Raw genomic sequence first — 15,346 nt, 5'->3', positions numbered from 1 at the left:
AAGGCAGATGCGCCGGATGGGTGACAGGCCGACGCCCGGTTGTCACAGAACGCGCGCAATTCGTTACGCACCAACAGGTACCGAAGCGATTCCGCCCTGGACGGTCACCGTCGTGGAGCGCAGCGCGGAGACTTCCGCGACGTACCGCAGCACCTTGTCCGCTTCGTCCCCGGCGAGCGGCTCGCATTCGTTGTCCGCGTTCCGCCGCACCGGGATGAGCTCGAGCCGCGGTTCGTCGCCGAACAGGCACCCGGCCAGGAGGCCGTCCGGCCAGCCGGAGACGAGGTTGCCGAGGCTGTAGAGGATGGGACGGCGGCGGTACACCTCCACGGCCTGGATGGTGTGCGGCCCGTGTCCGGCGACCAGGTCGGCGCCGGCGTCGAGCGCGGCGTGCCCGTAGGCGACCTGGTACTCGGCCAGGTCCGGGCCCGGTAGCCCCCAGTGCATCGAGACGACGACGTGGTCGTTGCCGGCCTTCGCGCGCTTCACGTCGGCGACCAGCCGTTCGAGGTGCTCGGGGACCGGTGTCGTCCGGACGAGCGGCGGTCGGCCCGGGATCTCCCCGACGCGGGGATCGGGCTGGTAGGCCGTCGTCGCAAACGCTTGCGCGACGCCCGGCGAGTCCGCTTGCGCGGCCTGGCCGTGGGCGCGAATCGAGGTGTAGGCGAGAAACGCGACCTTTTTGCCGGATCGTTCGAGCACCGCGGGTGCGTGTGCGCTGTCGAGGTTCGCGCCCGCGCCGCAGTGGGCGATCCCCGCCCGGTCGAGCGCGCCGAGGCTCGCCAGCATGGCGGCCGGCGGGTGGGGGGCGTCGTTGGCGACCGAGACGACGTCGATGCCGGTCGACTTCAGCGCTTCGGCCGTCGCCGCGTCGACGGGTCCTTCGACGTTCACGAACCGGAGGTCGGCCCCTTCGAGCAGCGGGTTCAGCCGGCCGAGTGCGGCCGAGGGGGTGGTGCGGGGGTGGAGGGTGACGTCTCCGCCGAGGACGAGCGTGATCACGAAGCCTGCTCTGCCGAATGAGTGACGACGAAAGTAGTTGTTACGAATCGTTGCACCGTTGTCTTCCTCCTCCTCACTTGTTCGGGGGACTATGCCACGACTGTTCAAGCACAAAGGGGACTCAGGGTGACCAAGACCCACAGATCCAAGGCTGCCTTCACGGTGGCCGTCGCGTCGGGCCTGGTGCTCGGCGGCGTGGCCGCACCGGCCGCGCTCGCCGCACCGAGCGCCGACGCGGTCATCGCCGAGGTCTACGGCGGTGGTGGCAACGCCGGCGCGACGCTCACCAGCGACTTCGTCGAGCTCGCCAACCGCGGCGCGGCCGCCGCGAGCCTGGCCGGCTTCAGCGTCCAGTACCTGCCCGGCTCGGCGAGCCCGTCGAGCACCTGGCAGGTGACGCCGCTGGCCGGCAGTGTCGCGCCGGGTGGGCGTTACCTCGTGGCCGAGGGCAAGGGCTCCGGCGGCACCGTCGAGCTGCCCACACCGGACGCGACCGGCGCGATCGCGATGTCGGCCACCGCCGGCACGGTCGCCCTCGTCTCCGGCACCACCGCGCTGACCTGCAAGACCGCGGCCGACTGCGCCGCCGACGCGCGGATCAAGGACCTCACCGGGTTCGGCACGGCGACCGTGCGCGAGGGCAACCCGGCCGCGGCGCCGTCGAACACGACGTCCGCCGCGCGCGGCACGGCGCTCGCCGACACCGACGACAACGCCGCCGACTTCACCGTCGGCGCGCCGAGCCCGACCAACACCGCGGGCGAGTCGACCGGCGGGGATCCCGGCCCGGCGCCGACCCCGGCGAAGATCCACGACATCCAGGGCACCACGCGCATTTCGCCCTTCAAGGACAAGAAGGTCTCCGGCGTCACCGGCGTCGTCACCGCGACCCGGACGTTCGGTTCGTCGCGTGGTTTCTGGGTCACCGATCCCCAGCCGGACACCGACCCGCGCACCAGCGAGGGCCTGTTCGTCTTCACCGGCTCGGCGAACCCGGCCGTCGCGGTCGGCGACGCGGTGACCGCGACCGGCACGGTCCGCGAGTTCTACCCGGACGCGCCCGCCACGTCGAACTACCAGTCGCTCACCGAGCTGGGCAGTGCACAGTGGACGGTCGACTCGCACGGGAACGCCCTCCCGGCGCCGACCGTGCTGAACCCGGACACCGTGCCGACGGCCTACGCGCCGGCGCCCGGCGGCAACATCGAGCCGCTCGCCCTGGAGCCGTCGAAGTACGCGCTGGACTTCTGGGAGGCGCACGAGAGCGAGATCGTCAGCGTCACCGACGCCCGCGTCGTCGGCCCGACGAACACGTTCAACGAGCTGTACGTGACGTCGAAGCCGGACCAGCACAAGTCGGTCCGCGGCGGCAGCGTGTACCTCGGCTACGACCAGCTCAACAGCGGCGTCATGAAGGTTTCGTCGCTGATCCCGTTCGCCGAGCGGCCGTTCCCGAAGCTCAACGTCGGTGACGTGCTGACCGGCACCACGTCCGGGCCGGTCGAGTACAGCAACTTCGGTGGCTACACGCTGTTCGCCAGCGTGCTGGGGACCGAAAAGGACAACGGGCTGCAGGGCGAGACCACGCGCAAGCAGCGGACCGGCGAGCTCGCCGTCGCGACCTACAACGTCGAGAACCTGGCGCCGGGCGACCCGCAGGCGAAGTACGACCGCCTCGGCGAGGCGGTCGTCACGCACCTGGCGACGCCGGACATCGTGAACCTGGAAGAGATCCAGGACAACACGGGGGCGACCGACGACGGCACCGTCGCCGCCGACCAGACGCTGCAGAAGTTCACCGACGCGATCGTGGCCAAGGGCGGCCCGCGCTACCAGTGGCGCGAGATCGACCCGGTGAACGACGCCGACGGCGGCCAGCCGGGCGGCAACATCCGCGTGGCGTTCCTGTTCAACCCGGCTCGCGTATCCTTTGTGGACCGTCCGGGTGGGACCCCGACGACGGCCGTCGGCGTGGTGCGCGAGCACGGCAAGGTGCACCTGACGGCGTCGCCGGGCCGCGTCGACCCCGCGAACGAGGCGTGGACGACCAGCCGCAAGCCCCTGGCGGGCGAGTTCGTCTTCAAGGGCCGCACGGTGTTCGTCATCGCCAACCACTTCAACTCCAAGGGCGGCGACCAGCCGACGCACGGCCGGTTCCAGCCGCCGGCGCGCAGTTCCGAGGTGCAGCGCGCGAAGCAGGCGACGGTGCTGCGCGGGTTCGTCGATTCCTTGCTGGCGGCCGACCGCAACGCGAACATCGTCGTGGCGGGCGACCTGAACGACTACCCGTTCTCGCCGGCGGTCCAGACGCTCACCGCGGGTGGCGCGCTGAAGGACCTGATCGCGTCGGTGCCCGAAGCCGAGCGGTACAGCTACGTGTTCGAGGGCCAGTCCCAGGTGCTGGACCACATCCTGGCGTCGAGGGCGCCGCGCGGGGTGGACTACGACGTCGTCCACATCAACGCGGAGTTCGCCGACCAGGCCAGCGACCACGACCCGCAGGTGATCCGGTTCCGGCCGGGTGCGGGCAACCCGCTCGAGGACGCGCTCTGCGACTTCCTCGACTGGCTGGAGCAGGTCTTCGGCAAGTAGTTCCGGTGCGGTGAGGCCACCCCCGGGCGCATCGCCCGGGGGTGGCTTCGTTTCGTGGTTGACACCTTTGGGTGACGACGAAACCGCGGAGCGTTGACGGCCGTCCTACGGTGGGTTGGGACCACAAGGGGAGGGTGGCGTGGACGGACGCGGGTATGCGGTCAAGGTCGACGAGCTGGGCAAGCTCATCGACGACCTCGGCACGGCGGCGGACCGGATGGCCGGCGCGAACAGGAAGCTCGGCGGTGGCGGCGCGTTCGGCTCGCTCGGCACGGCGGAGCTGGGCACGGCCGGGGTCGAGTTCGAAGAGGCCTGGGGCTTCGGGATCGGCCGCTTGGGCGAGGCGGCTTCGAGCGTGACGGAGCGGCTGAGGGCGGCGAAGCAGAAGTACGAGCAGATCGAGGCCCAGTTCGGCGGCGAGCTGGGGAAGTTCGGCTCGGCGGTGCTGGGTGGGCCCCCGGACGGCGGCCACCCGGGCGGCGCGCGGGGGCACTACCCCGTGGTCGGGCAGCCGGGCGCGGGTCCGGCCGGAAGCGGCCACACCGGCGGGGAGGGGCCGGTCGGTGGTGGTGTCACCGGTGGGGTGCCGGGCATCGGCGGCTTGGCTGAGCGTGGCGGTTCGGGCGTGGGTGAGGGGCCGGTGGGTGGTGGGTACACCGGTGGGGTGCCCGGCATCGGCGGCTTGGCCGAGCGGGGCGGTTCGGGCGCGGGCCAGGGCGAAGGGCCGGTCGGCGGTGGGGTGCCGGGCATCGGCCGGCCGGCCGGGCCCGAGGGGACCGAACCCGGGAACGACCGGCCCGTCGGCGGCGGCGCGACCGGCGGCATCACCGACCTGCTGAACGGCCTCGACCGGTGAGCGCCCGCGACTTCCCGGCCCTGGGCTTCGACCCGGCGCCCGGCGACCTCGACGGCGTCACCGACCTGGCCGGCAAATACCGCGCCGTGGGCGATGACCTGACCGAGGCCGACGATTCGCTCCGCCGGATCGTCCGGAAGCAGGGCATCTGGCAGGGCGAGGCCAGCGAAGCCTTCGCCCGCCGCCTCGGTCCGTTGCCGGACTACCTCGACGATGCGGCCAAGTCGATGAATCGAGCCGCCGACGCGCTCGAAGGCTGGGCGCAGACCCTCGGTGACCTGCAGAAACGCGCCGCCGACCTGGAGGCCCGCGCGGAAGCGGTGGCCCGGGCGGCCGAGCAGGCGCGGGCGAACCCGGATCTGGCGCTCGCCAACCGGACGTTCCCGGACCAGCAGTCCCTGCAGATCGCCCAGCGTCTGCTGGCCAACGCCGGCCAGCAGCTCCAGACGGCCATCGACGGCTGCCAGAACGTCCAAGACGCGGCGAAGCAGCTCCAGCAGGAGCACACGGACGCCGCGTCCCGGGTCGCCGGACAGCTGCGGCAGGCGAAGGAACTGGCCCCGGACGAGCCGGACGTGCTCGACAAGCTCGGCGACGCGGTCGGCGGGGCACTTGCCGACTTGTCGAACACCCTCGCCGACGGGGTCGACGAGGCGTGGAACTTCGTGCAGGACCACGCGGAACTGCTGGCCAAGGCCTCGGACGTGATGGGCGACATTGGCAATGCCCTGGGGCTGGCCGGCGAGTTCCTCCCCGATCCGTTCAAGGAAGTCGCCGGAGTTGTGGCGACCACCTTCGGGGTGGCGGCGCTGGCCGGCCACGGCACGGCCAAGCTGGCCGGCGCCGATGTCGCCGGCGAAACTTTGATCTTCGACGGAATCGGGGCGGGAACTTCGTTCATCGGCGGCTTCTTGCCGCTGGGAGGCGCGGCGGTGGCGAAGGCCCTCGGCTACGGGGCCGTCGGCGCCCAGCTCCAGGCCGACGTCGGCGCCCGGATGATCGGCGTGGACTTCGAGGGGCCGATCGGCGACTTGCTCAACTACTGGGTCCCGAAGGACGTGGGCCAGTTGGCGGTCACCAGCTCAGCGCTCGTCGCCGGGCCTGCGCCGTTGGTGATCGTCGCGGCGGAAAACGCGGCCGATGCCGGAGAACGAGCCGACAACGCGCCGGAGCGCCGACGTCAGCGGGCGGAAGACGAGGTGTGGAACTGATGCCTCTGGAAATCGACCTCCCGCCCGGGTTCTCGGGTATGCCCGTGGGCACCGACGACAAGATGAACCGCGGCCACGCCTGGATGGTCGCCGAAAACGTGGCGCCCGCGACCAGCGTCGAACAGTTCGGCAGCTACCTGATGGCGCTGGTCCCGACCATGCAGGCCAACGGCATCCGTGTGTTCGGCAAGTTCGCCGTCGGCGCGCGGAAGGGTGACGTGGCCACCCTGACGCTCGGTGTGGCGCTCTGGCCGGAGACCGCGCCCGGCAGCCGGGACGCCCTCGTCGCCGCGATGGCCGAGGAGTACCGCGGCCGTCACAAGCGTGCGGTGGTGCAGCCGGTGCGCCTCCCGATCGGCCCGGCCATCGTGGCGATCAGCGGCGGCGAGTTCCACCTGCCCGAACGGGACGTCCGGACGCAGATCAAGGCCGAGTACCAGATCCCCCTGCCGGACGGCCGGTCCGTGGTGATCCTCTCGGTCATCGCGGAGTCCGAAGACGCCTGGCCGGCGGTCGCCGAAGCGACGGCGAAGGTGGCCTGGAGCCTCCGCAGCGGCGAGGCAGCGCGATGACGGACCTGGCCGCCCGCAGCGACAACGCTTTCTTACCGCTGATCGTCCTGATGTTTTTGGTGGTGCTCGGTGGTCTGCTCGCAGTTTCCACGACGGTGAGGATCATCCGGATCGCGCGAGGCCGGGAACCGCGTGAACGGCAGCTGACCCGCCTGGCCGCACAGCTCGACGGCCGGGACCGGGTCTGCATCCGGACAGTGGAACTCGGCTTGGCCGAAGCAGAGCTCCGCTGGTTCGCGCACAGCCGGGGCTACGGCCTGATCGAGCACCCCTTCAGCAGGTACTACGAGTTCGTCCGCATACCGCACCAGGTGCCGCCCGGGTACCCGGGACCGTGGCAGGGGAGACCATGAGCAACGCGCGGCTGATCGAGGAAATGCGCTGGCAGCTCAAGCAGATCGAGGACCGCAAGGCCGAGAACCAGCGCCTCCTGGCCGGCATCGCCGGCAGCGGGCACACGACCGTGGTCTCGCCGGATCGGAGCGTCACCGTGCTCGCCGCGCCCGATGGAGTCGTCAGTGAGGTGCGGCTCGCGCCCGAGGCCATGCGGTTCGACGCGGTCACGCTCAGCCGCACCATCACCGCCGCCGTCCGGGAAGCCGTGGCCGCCGGGGCCAAGCCGGGCGCTCCGCCGCCCCGGCAGGCAGCCCCGCCGCCGCAGGCAGTGCCGTCGCCGCCGCCGCGAAGGGCGGCTCCGGCGGACGACGACGATCCCTACGACACCGTGTTCGACGTCTAGGCCGGCGGCGGCTGCTCCGCCCGCTTCGCGGCCGCCCGCTTGGCCCGCCACCCCAGGGCCAGCACCGCCTGGACCAGTTCCTGGTAGCTCGGCTTGACCTCCTCGAGGTACCGCTCCAGGTAGGCGGCGCGTGCCGTGGGGACCGGGCGCGGGTTGTCGCCCGGGTCGAGCCACGGCAGGCCCTGGATGTTGTGCAGCGCCATCTTCCACCAGCGCGTCGCGCGCTCGGCCGCCCTCGCCTCGCGCTCGGCCGCCACTTCGATCGCGGCCGAAGCCGCCTCGATCTCCGCGTTCAGCGACTCCGCCCGCGCCAGCTCCCACTCGCGCAGGTTCTCCGCCGATCCCCGGGAGAGGGCGATGATTTCCTTGTACCGCATGGCCGCGGTGGCGTCGTCGGTCATCGGTCGTTCTCCGGACGCTGGAACGGGATGATCACTTCGGGTGCGCCGTGGGTGGTGCGGTCGAAGAACAACGCGCGGCCCGGTCGCGGCGACCAGTGCACGACCTGGCCCGCCGCGAACGGTGACAGCTCGTTGCCCTGGACGTCGAGCGCCGCCCACGTGCCGATGTCGTCGGTGCCGCCGAAGCCCAGCGTGTCCTTGAGCCGGGCGATGCTGCGCCACCAGCCGATCGTGTGGATGCCGTGGCCCGGCCCCTGCTTGAGCAGCACCCGCAGGTGGTCGAGACCGCTCTTCAGCTGGCCGATCGCCTTCGCCTCCAACGCGGGCAGAGCCGCGTCGACGCCGTACAGCAGCAGGACCTTCGCGCCGCCGGACATCGAGCCGGTCATCGACTCCAGGACGCCGGTCAGGTCGTCCACCAGCGACGCCGCGTGGTCGTCCTCGCGCAACCGCTCGGCCAGCTCCAGCGCGGCCGGGGCGCACGCCTCGATCGGGCAGCTCAAGATGAACTCGACTTCGCCCGGTTCGTACTGCCGGGACAGCGACCGCGCCGACGAGTCCATGATGGACAGTGCTTCGGCGGTCGCCGAGCCGAGCACCGCGACGTTGCGGCCCGGCGCGCGCGGCAGGTCGACCCCGCACGCCGTCTCGGTGACGTCGATCGACTGGCCGAGCAGCGCCCGCGGCTTCGAGTTCGGCTTGAGGTCCAGGTACGCCGGGAACTGCTCCAGGACCGGCTGGTGCGCGCCGTCGAACAGCCGCGGTCGCGGGAAGCGGCCCGCGTACTCCTCCCACAGCCGGTGCTGCAGCCGGACGAACACGTTCTTGCTGCTCGCGTCCGGGATGTGGGCCAGCTGGTTGCCGTGCGCGACACCGGAGTCGTGGTTGATCACCGCGTGCCACTTCGGCGCCGACACCGCCGCGTTGTTCGTCTCGGCCAGCACGCGCCGCGCCTTCGGCATCGCGATCCGCAGCGTGCACTGCTCGAACACCGCGGGCTTGCCCCAGAACGCTTCGATGCCGGCGACGTCCTGGCTGGCCAGCACCAGGTGGATGCCCTGGGACCGGCCGCGCCGCGCGATGTCCTCCAGCAGCTGCGTCGCCGTCGCGGTCACCTGGTCGCGGCCCGCGAACAGGTACTGGAACTCGTCGATCACCGCGACGATCCGCGGCCAGTGCCCGCCCGGATCGGCTTCGCGGAGGTCGGCGAGGTTCGTGACCTCGTGTTCCTTCGCGGCCGCGGACCGGCGCCGCAGCTCGTCGGCCAGGAACCGCAGCAGCGCCAGGCCGAACTCGCGGTCGGTGTTGACGTTGACGCCGACGAGCCGCGCGTGCGGCAGCCAGCTCGCGTCCTTGCGGCCCGGTGCCAGGCCGGCGAACGAGACGCCTTCCTTGAAGTCCAGCAGGTACAGCGCCAGCTCTTCCGGGGTGTAGCGCGCGGCGAGGCTGCCGAGCAGCGCGTACAGGAAGTTCGTCTTGCCCGAACCGGACGGGCCGCCGATCAGGGCGTGCGGGCTCGCGTCGCCGATCACGACCTCGACCGGCTCGCCTTCGAAGAACCCGACCGGCGCTCGCAGTTCCCGCGCCGAGCTCTCCTGGCCCAGCTCCGTCGGCAGGAGGTCGTCGAACGACCGCGGGCCGCCCTGCTTGGCGATCAGCGCCTTGGCGATCGTGTCGATGGCCCGGATGACCTGCGCGGACGGCATCGCGGGATCGAGGTCGACGACCAGGTCGGTGCCGGACATGCTGCTGATCGCGTGCCGGTCGTCGAGCAGGCTCAGCGTCTCGACCGGCGCGCTCACCGCGGTCGGCACGTCGATCATGATCAGGCAGATGCCGGCAGCCAGTGCGCCGCTCGCGACGCGCTTGAGGTCGCGGGCGCGTTCGGGCTCGAGCGTCTCCCCGTTGCCGTAGAGCACGACGATGCGGTACGGCTCGCCCCGCTGCCCGCTGTTCTTCCGCATTTCCCGCAGCGACGTGAACCCGGCGGACATGCAGCTGGCGTGGATGCGCCGGATGTGGCCGGCCAGCTCGTCGAGGAGGTCCTCCAGCCGGCCGGGGTCGTACAGCGAGAGCGCGCTGGTGTGGCTGAGCGGGTAGAGGTCGGGCAGGATCGCGGTCAGCTGCCCGATGTCCCACAGGTGCACGCGCACCGCGCCGGGCTCGAACGTCGAGAGCACGCGGACCAGCAGGTTCTGCACGATGCCGTCGATCACGGGCCGGGTCTTCGGAGCCGACGTGATCGCCAGGTGCGACTCGTCGAGCAACGGGACGGCGACGTCGAACGTGCGGGTCGCGTCGCCACCGGCGGCGGTCGCCAAGCCGACGCGCCACAGCCCGGGCGAGGTCAGGCCGGGGTTGTGCCCGACCGTGCCGAGCCAGTCGCCCGGCGGCAGCCCGGCCGCGCCGGGTGCGTTCTGCGCGACCAGTTCCCGCAGCGTGGCGGGACCTTGGCTCCAGTCGGTGTAGAAAGCGCTTCGCACGCTGCCGAGCGCGCTGAACACCTCGTGCGCGGCGGGGTGGCGGGACCACTCGTTCTGCTGCTCGGCACTGGCGTGGTTCATCCCGACCTTGACGATGTCCTGCTCCAGCCGGAGCTTGGACAGGTCGGCTTCCGCGGCTTGGCGCGCACCAGCCGCCGCGCCCAGCACCAGTCCGATCTGATGGCGGACCCGGTCGAGTGCGGTTTCGACGCGGTTGCGTTGCTCGGCTGACTTGTTGGCCATCGGCGTCCCCAAGAAAAGGTGTCCCCTACAAGGATTACAGGCGCGACCGGTATCCGCTCACCAGATCCTCGGCGGCGTGCAGGCGGACGAGGAGCTGGTCCAGCCCCTCGCCGGCCTGTGCGTACTGAGAAGGAAGCCAGGGATCGGCCTTGGCCTGGGCATCCACGAGAGCTTGCCGGGCTTCCCCGAGCAGGCTTGTGGCCCGTTCGGAGTGGGCGCGCGCGTCGGCGAGCCCGGTCACGGCAGCGGTGAGCAGCTGGTGGAGTTCGGCGAGCGTCATCCGGCTAGAGACGCGCCGAGTAGGAGTCGGCGGAGGAAATGCTTGCTTGGACGGTGCTCTGCAAGCCGTTGATGCCTTGCAGGGCCTCCGCCAGGAGTCCGTGCGCCTGGCTCACTTCGTGCTGGCTGCTCCCTTGCGTCGCCTGTGCGAGCGACTGCTGGGCTTCTTCGAGAGACTGCGCTGCCTGCTGCAGGGCGGCGATGCTCGCGGACGCCTTCTCGTTGGCGAGCGCGATGCCAGCGCGGATCTCTTCGACTCCGGCCATCGGGCCTCTACTCCTCGAATTCTGGTGGTCGTACGGGGACGGATTCCATTGAAACAGATCCAGCGACTCAGCGTGATCATCAGACTTTGCCGAGTGATCGCGGGTCCGGAATCAGCAAGGCCCCGGACGTGGGAACGTCCGGGGCCGGGCCGATCACGGTCTGTGCGGGGGTCGTCCCGCCACCAGTGCCGCAGACTGAAGTCGCTGGCCAGCACTACCCCAGGTCAGAGCGGTTTTCGTGCCACTGCTGGCCTTTCTCGACAGGGGCGGGCGAGGTGCTGGTGAGACTAGCGCGACCGGAGTAACGGCTTGCGATCAGCCCTGTTCGTAACTCCTCGTACAGGCGCAGAATTCCGCAGCGCCGAAGGCATTTCACGTTCGGGTGGGCCAAAAGCACCGTGCAATCGTGTCCGGGACATACCGACGGTGGGTCGCGCGAGCGGTAGCGGGCCCAGCGGACGAAGGGGAGCAAGACGACAAAACGCCGGGCGGCCCGTGAAGGCTACCCGGCGTTCGCCTGGTTACTGCGGCGGAGGATACAGGATTCGAACCTGCGAGGGCGTGAACCCAACACGCTTTCCAAGCGTGCGCCTTAGGCCGCTCGGCCAATCCTCCGCAGAAGACGATACCGGATGGCCTCGGTCACCTCTGAAGGTGGGTCAGGGCGTGACGTCGGCGACCACGCACGTGATGTTGTCCGGGCCGCCGCCCTCGTTGGCCAGGCGGATCAGCTCCGGGATCACTTCGGCCGGCTCCGCGCCGGCCGCCAGGACGTCGCGGAGGGTCGCTTCGGAGACCGGGCCGCTCAGGCCGTCCGAACAGAGCAGGTAGCGGTCGCCCGGCTTCGCCTTGAACGTCCAGATGTCGGGGTCGCCGGAGCCCGCTGTCTGCAACGCCTTCATCAGCAGGGAACGCCGGGGGTGCGACTCGGCGTCCTCCGCGGCGACGCGGCCGTCTTCGACCAGCGCCTGCACGAGTGTGTGGTCGCGGGTCAGCCGGCGCAGGCCGCCGTCGCGCAGGAGGTAGCCGCGGGAGTCGCCGATGTGGGCCGCCGCGAACTCGACACCGTCGAACAGCAGGGCCGTCAGCGTGGTGCCCATGCCTTCGGTCGTCGGTTCCTGCGAGACCACTTCGTGCAGCCGCGCGTCGATCGACTTGACCACCCCGGCCAGCGTCGCGGCCATGTCCACGTTCGTCAGATCGAGCCGTCGCAGGTCGACTTCGAGCTCGCGCAGCACGTCGACCGCCGTCGCGCTGGCGACCTCGCCGTGCGGCTGGCCGCCGATGCCGTCGGCGACGGCGAGCAGCCGGGAACTCGCGTACATCGCGTCCTCGTTGACCCGGCGACGCTTGCCGACGTCCGACCCCGCGGCGTACCGCAGGACGTACCGATCGTGTGTCATGCCTCCCATGAAAGCATTGGTTGACTGAGTTCACAAGCGTCTCGGCTGAATGGAGCATCCTCCGATAGAGTCCTCGCCATGGACGACGATGCCACGGTCAGCGCGGCCGACATCGCGCGGCTCGCCGGGGTCGGGCGGGCCGCGGTCAGCAACTGGCGCCGCCGCTACCCGGACTTCCCGCCGCCGGTCGGCGGCACGGCGTCGAGCCCGTTGTTCGGCCTCTCCGCCGTGGCCGGCTGGTTCCGCGCCCGCGGCAAGAAGTTCGAGCTGAGCGCCGGCGAACGCGCGTGGCAGCGGCTGCGCGCCCTCGGCGACGACCTCGACCTGGCCGAGCGCGTCAGCCGCGCGGGCGGCTTCTTCGCCTTCCAGGCCGGCATCTTCGACACCTTCGACAGCGAGCTCGACGACCCGGAGCTGCTCACCCTGCTCAGCGAGCTGACGCACCAGGCAGGGCCGGTGGAAGCGTTCGAACTGTTGTGCCGCCGGTACTTCGAGGCGCATTCACGGCGGTTGTCGGCCACTCCGGAACCGATCGCCGAGCTGATGGCCCGGCTCGCCGGTCCGGTGTCGACGATCCTCGACCCCGCGTGCGGCTTCGGCGCGCTCGCGCTGGCGAGCGGCGCGAAAACCGTGCTGGGACAGGACAGCGACCCGATGACGGCGTCGATCGCGGAGTTGCGGTTGCGGTTGCGCGGCATCGAGGCCGAGGTCCACGCGGTCGACGCGCTGCGCGAAGACGCCTTCGCCGGCCGCACCGCCGAAGCAGTGTTGTGCGACCCGCCGTTCAACGAACGGGCTTGGGGGCACGACGAACTGGTCGGTGACGCGCGCTGGGAATACGGCCTGCCCCCGCGCGGCGAACCCGAGCTCGCCTGGGTGCAGCACTGCCTCGCGCACGTCGAACCCGGTGGCACCGTGGTGATCCTGATGCCGGGCGCGGCGGCCGGGCGGCGCAGTGGCAAGCGCATCCGCGGCAACCTGCTGCGGGCGGGCGCGGTCCGTGCCGTCGTCACGCTGACGCCGACGGGCCCCGACCTCTGGCTGCTGCGGCGGCCGGCCCCCGGGGAGCGAGCGCCGTCCACCGTGCTGCTCGGCGAAGCGGGCGACGATCTGTCCACAGTGGAAGCGAGCTGGCGGGAATTCGGCGCGCACCCGGAATCCGGCGTCCGGATCATCGACCTGCTCGACGACGACGTCGACCTGACGCCTGCCCGCCGCCGCACCAGGGACGAGGATCCGGGCCAGGCCTTCCAGGCCGTGCGCGCCCGGTTCGCCGGGCTGGCGCCCCAGTTGCCACCCCTGGAGGCGGCGGACGCCGAACCGGCGTTCACGACCATCGGCGAGCTGGTCAAGGCCGGCGTCGTCGACGTCCGGTACGCGCCGGTGCGCGCGGATGCCGAACACCCGCTGGCCGAGGCGGGTGACGTCGTCGCGTCGGTGACCGGCATCGCGTACGTCCACAGTGGACCGCCGGAGCCGGTGGGTGCCGGGCTCACCGTGTACCGCGTCGACTCCGACCGGCTGGACGCGGACTTCCTCGCCGGGTGCCTGCGCGCGGCCGACCTGCCCGCCGCGTCGGCGTCGACCCGGATCGACGGCAGGCGCGTGCGGATCCCGCGGGTCCCGCTCGCCGTCCAGCGCGAGTACGGCGAGGTCTTCCGGCGGCTGGCGGAGTTCGACGCGGTTCTGCGCGAGACGGCCGAAACCGGCCGCGAGCTGGTCCGGCTAGGCTTCGCTGGACTTGTCGGAGGACGGCTCAGGCCGGGCCAATAGGGGAACGGATGCTGATCGCCGACCGCTACGAGCTCGACGAGCTGCCGCTCGGCCGCGGCGGGATGGGCGCGGTGCACGGCGGGTACGACCGCCGGCTGGGCCGCCGCGTGGCGATCAAGCTGCTCAGGCTGCCGGGCCGCGACGAAGAGCTGGAAGCCCGCTTCGCCCGCGAAGCCCGCATCCTGGCGACGCTCGATCACCCCGGTGTCCCGACGCTGTACGACTACGGCACCCACGACGACCGGTTGTTCCAGGTCATGCAGTTCGTCGACGGTGTCACGGTGGCCGACCTGCTCGCCGAGCACGGCCCGCTGCCGGTGCCGTGGGCCGCGGCGATCGCGGCGCAGGCGTGCGCGGTGCTGACCGCCGCGCACGCACTCGCGGTCTGCCACCGCGACCTCAAGCCGTCCAACCTGATGCTCGGGCCCGACGGCGGCGTGAAGGTGATGGACTTCGGGCTGGCCGTGCTCCGCGAAGCCGACGCGGCGCAGTTCACGCGGGCCGGGCAGCTGCTGGGGACGCCGTCGTACATGGCTCCCGAACAGATCCAGCGGGGCGGCGCCGAACCGCGCAGCGACCTCTACGCGCTGGGCTGCGTGCTGCACGAGATGCTCACCGGACGGCGGCTCTTCGACGGGCCCACCGCGTACGCGGTGTTCGAGCGGCAGGTCAAGGAGCTGCCGCCGCCGGTGCCGGGCCTGTCGAAACCGTTGAACAGGCTGCTGGCCGAGATGCTGGCGAAGGATCCGGAAGCCCGGCCGGCCGGCGCCGCCGTGCTGTACGAGCGGCTCGGCGCGTTCGTCGGCGAGCTGCCGCCGCTGCCGGGGTTCCTGCTGCCGCCGTCGGTGCCCAGCCCGGGCCGGATGTACGCCCGGGTGCTGGGCCGCATCAGCGGCTGACCGCCGGGCGCCGGTCGGTGAGCGGCAGGCCGCGGCGCTGGATGCGCCGGTAGGTCGTGGCGTTCTGCACCGCGATGCTCACGCCGAGGCTGAACGCGATCGACGCCGAGGTCAGCGGACCCGTGACGCCGAGCGCGGTACCCAGCGCGATCACGCCGATCCGGACCGCGACCGTCAGCACCCACAGCCCGACCGTGCTGGCCGAACCCTTCTGGAACGTCGTGCCGTCGCGTTCGGTGAGGGTGGTGCTGGTGCTGCGCAGCACGCCGAGCCCGGCGAGCACCAGCAGGTCGGCGGCGAGCAGGCCCAGCTCGGCCGCGGACGCGCCGGGCAGCGCTTTCAGCGCCAGGTACCCGCCGACCACCGTGACCAGCAGGGGCATGGTCACCAGCGTCCTGCGGTTGAGCAGCGTGCCGCGGACCTGCTGGTAGCCGACCTTGTACAGGACGAGGCCGGCGATGGCGGCGTAGAGCAGGACGTTCGCGGCGCTGGGCATGTCGGGGCTCCCCTGGGTTCGAAGGTCGCTCCCAGCTTCGGCGACCGGCGTCCCGGCGGCGTCGGCCCGCGGATCGGTCCCGGGTGGATCCCGGTGTCAACCCCCGGGTTGAGCCTGGCTACCCAAATCGT

Annotated in this window: 15 protein-coding genes and 1 tRNA gene; 8 read left to right on the top strand and 8 right to left on the bottom strand. The window is 71.5% G+C overall.

Annotated elements, in window-relative coordinates; genetic code table 11:
* Positions 1–63 precede the first annotated feature (63 nt).
* Positions 64–1,002, bottom strand: coding sequence for a CapA family protein (locus QRY02_RS35430; protein ID WP_285987141.1), 939 nt, complete (start codon positions 1,000–1,002; stop codon positions 64–66).
* A 126-nt stretch (positions 1,003–1,128) separates the two neighbouring features.
* On the opposite strand from QRY02_RS35430, the gene QRY02_RS35425 reads away from it, so the two are divergent.
* The 6 genes from QRY02_RS35425 (at position 1,129) to QRY02_RS35400 (ending at position 6,972) form a co-directional block, all read left to right on the top strand.
* Complete coding sequence (locus tag QRY02_RS35425; protein WP_285987140.1) at positions 1,129–3,594, top strand: DUF8508 domain-containing protein; 2,466 nt, start codon at positions 1,129–1,131, stop codon at positions 3,592–3,594.
* Between the two features lie 139 nt (positions 3,595–3,733).
* On the top strand, positions 3,734–4,450 hold the full coding sequence (locus QRY02_RS35420) for a hypothetical protein (RefSeq protein ID WP_285987139.1): 717 nt from the start codon (positions 3,734–3,736) through the stop codon (positions 4,448–4,450).
* Positions 4,447–5,661: a putative T7SS-secreted protein gene (locus QRY02_RS35415; RefSeq protein ID WP_285987138.1), complete on the top strand. Its 1,215-nt coding sequence runs from the start codon at positions 4,447–4,449 to the stop codon at positions 5,659–5,661. The genes QRY02_RS35420 and QRY02_RS35415 overlap by 4 nt, the downstream gene beginning before the upstream one ends.
* Positions 5,661–6,233: a hypothetical protein gene (locus QRY02_RS35410; RefSeq protein WP_285987137.1), complete on the top strand. Its 573-nt coding sequence runs from the start codon at positions 5,661–5,663 to the stop codon at positions 6,231–6,233. Before QRY02_RS35415 ends, QRY02_RS35410 begins: the two co-directional genes overlap by 1 nt.
* Complete coding sequence (locus tag QRY02_RS35405; protein WP_285987136.1) at positions 6,230–6,586, top strand: hypothetical protein; 357 nt, start codon at positions 6,230–6,232, stop codon at positions 6,584–6,586. The genes QRY02_RS35410 and QRY02_RS35405 overlap by 4 nt, the downstream gene beginning before the upstream one ends.
* Complete coding sequence (locus tag QRY02_RS35400) at positions 6,583–6,972, top strand: YbaB/EbfC family nucleoid-associated protein (protein ID WP_285987135.1); 390 nt, start codon at positions 6,583–6,585, stop codon at positions 6,970–6,972. Before QRY02_RS35405 ends, QRY02_RS35400 begins: the two co-directional genes overlap by 4 nt.
* Here the strand turns inward: QRY02_RS35400 and QRY02_RS35395 are convergent.
* The 6 genes from QRY02_RS35395 to QRY02_RS35370 all read right to left on the bottom strand — a co-directional run bounded on the left by QRY02_RS35395 (position 6,969) and on the right by QRY02_RS35370 (position 12,047).
* Positions 6,969–7,373: a hypothetical protein gene (locus QRY02_RS35395; protein WP_285987134.1), complete on the bottom strand. Its 405-nt coding sequence runs from the start codon at positions 7,371–7,373 to the stop codon at positions 6,969–6,971. The genes QRY02_RS35400 and QRY02_RS35395 overlap by 4 nt on opposite strands.
* Complete coding sequence (locus tag QRY02_RS35390; RefSeq protein ID WP_285987133.1) at positions 7,370–10,099, bottom strand: FtsK/SpoIIIE domain-containing protein; 2,730 nt, start codon at positions 10,097–10,099, stop codon at positions 7,370–7,372. The genes QRY02_RS35395 and QRY02_RS35390 overlap by 4 nt, the downstream gene beginning before the upstream one ends.
* Before the next feature lie 34 nt (positions 10,100–10,133).
* Complete coding sequence (locus QRY02_RS35385; RefSeq protein WP_003056173.1) at positions 10,134–10,379, bottom strand: hypothetical protein; 246 nt, start codon at positions 10,377–10,379, stop codon at positions 10,134–10,136.
* Between the two features lie 4 nt (positions 10,380–10,383).
* Entirely contained in the window at positions 10,384–10,644 is a 261-nt protein-coding gene (locus QRY02_RS35380; RefSeq protein ID WP_003056176.1) for a hypothetical protein, read from the bottom strand.
* A gap of 530 nt (positions 10,645–11,174) precedes the next feature.
* Positions 11,175–11,259 (bottom strand) — tRNA-Ser (locus QRY02_RS35375).
* Positions 11,260–11,303: 44 nt separating this feature from the next.
* Complete coding sequence (locus QRY02_RS35370; protein WP_285987132.1) at positions 11,304–12,047, bottom strand: PP2C family protein-serine/threonine phosphatase; 744 nt, start codon at positions 12,045–12,047, stop codon at positions 11,304–11,306.
* A gap of 78 nt (positions 12,048–12,125) precedes the next feature.
* Between QRY02_RS35370 and QRY02_RS35365 the strand changes: the two genes are divergently transcribed.
* Positions 12,126–13,820, top strand: a complete 1,695-nt coding sequence (locus tag QRY02_RS35365) for an HsdM family class I SAM-dependent methyltransferase (protein WP_285987131.1) — start codon at positions 12,126–12,128, stop codon at positions 13,818–13,820.
* An 8-nt stretch (positions 13,821–13,828) separates the two neighbouring features.
* Positions 13,829–14,719 (top strand): serine/threonine-protein kinase, encoded by an 891-nt coding sequence (locus QRY02_RS35360; RefSeq protein ID WP_285987130.1) that lies wholly within the window; start codon positions 13,829–13,831, stop codon positions 14,717–14,719.
* On the opposite strand, the gene QRY02_RS35355 is transcribed toward QRY02_RS35360, so the two are convergent.
* Positions 14,709–15,215 (bottom strand): hypothetical protein, encoded by a 507-nt coding sequence (locus tag QRY02_RS35355; RefSeq protein WP_285987129.1) that lies wholly within the window; start codon positions 15,213–15,215, stop codon positions 14,709–14,711. The two genes, QRY02_RS35360 and QRY02_RS35355, sit on opposite strands and share 11 nt — an antisense overlap.
* Between the last annotated feature and the right edge of the window lie 131 nt (positions 15,216–15,346).

This window comes from Amycolatopsis sp. DG1A-15b (genome assembly GCF_030285645.1).
Lineage (GTDB): Bacteria > Actinomycetota > Actinomycetes > Mycobacteriales > Pseudonocardiaceae > Amycolatopsis.
This window is presented reverse-complemented; position numbering and strand designations above follow the sequence as displayed.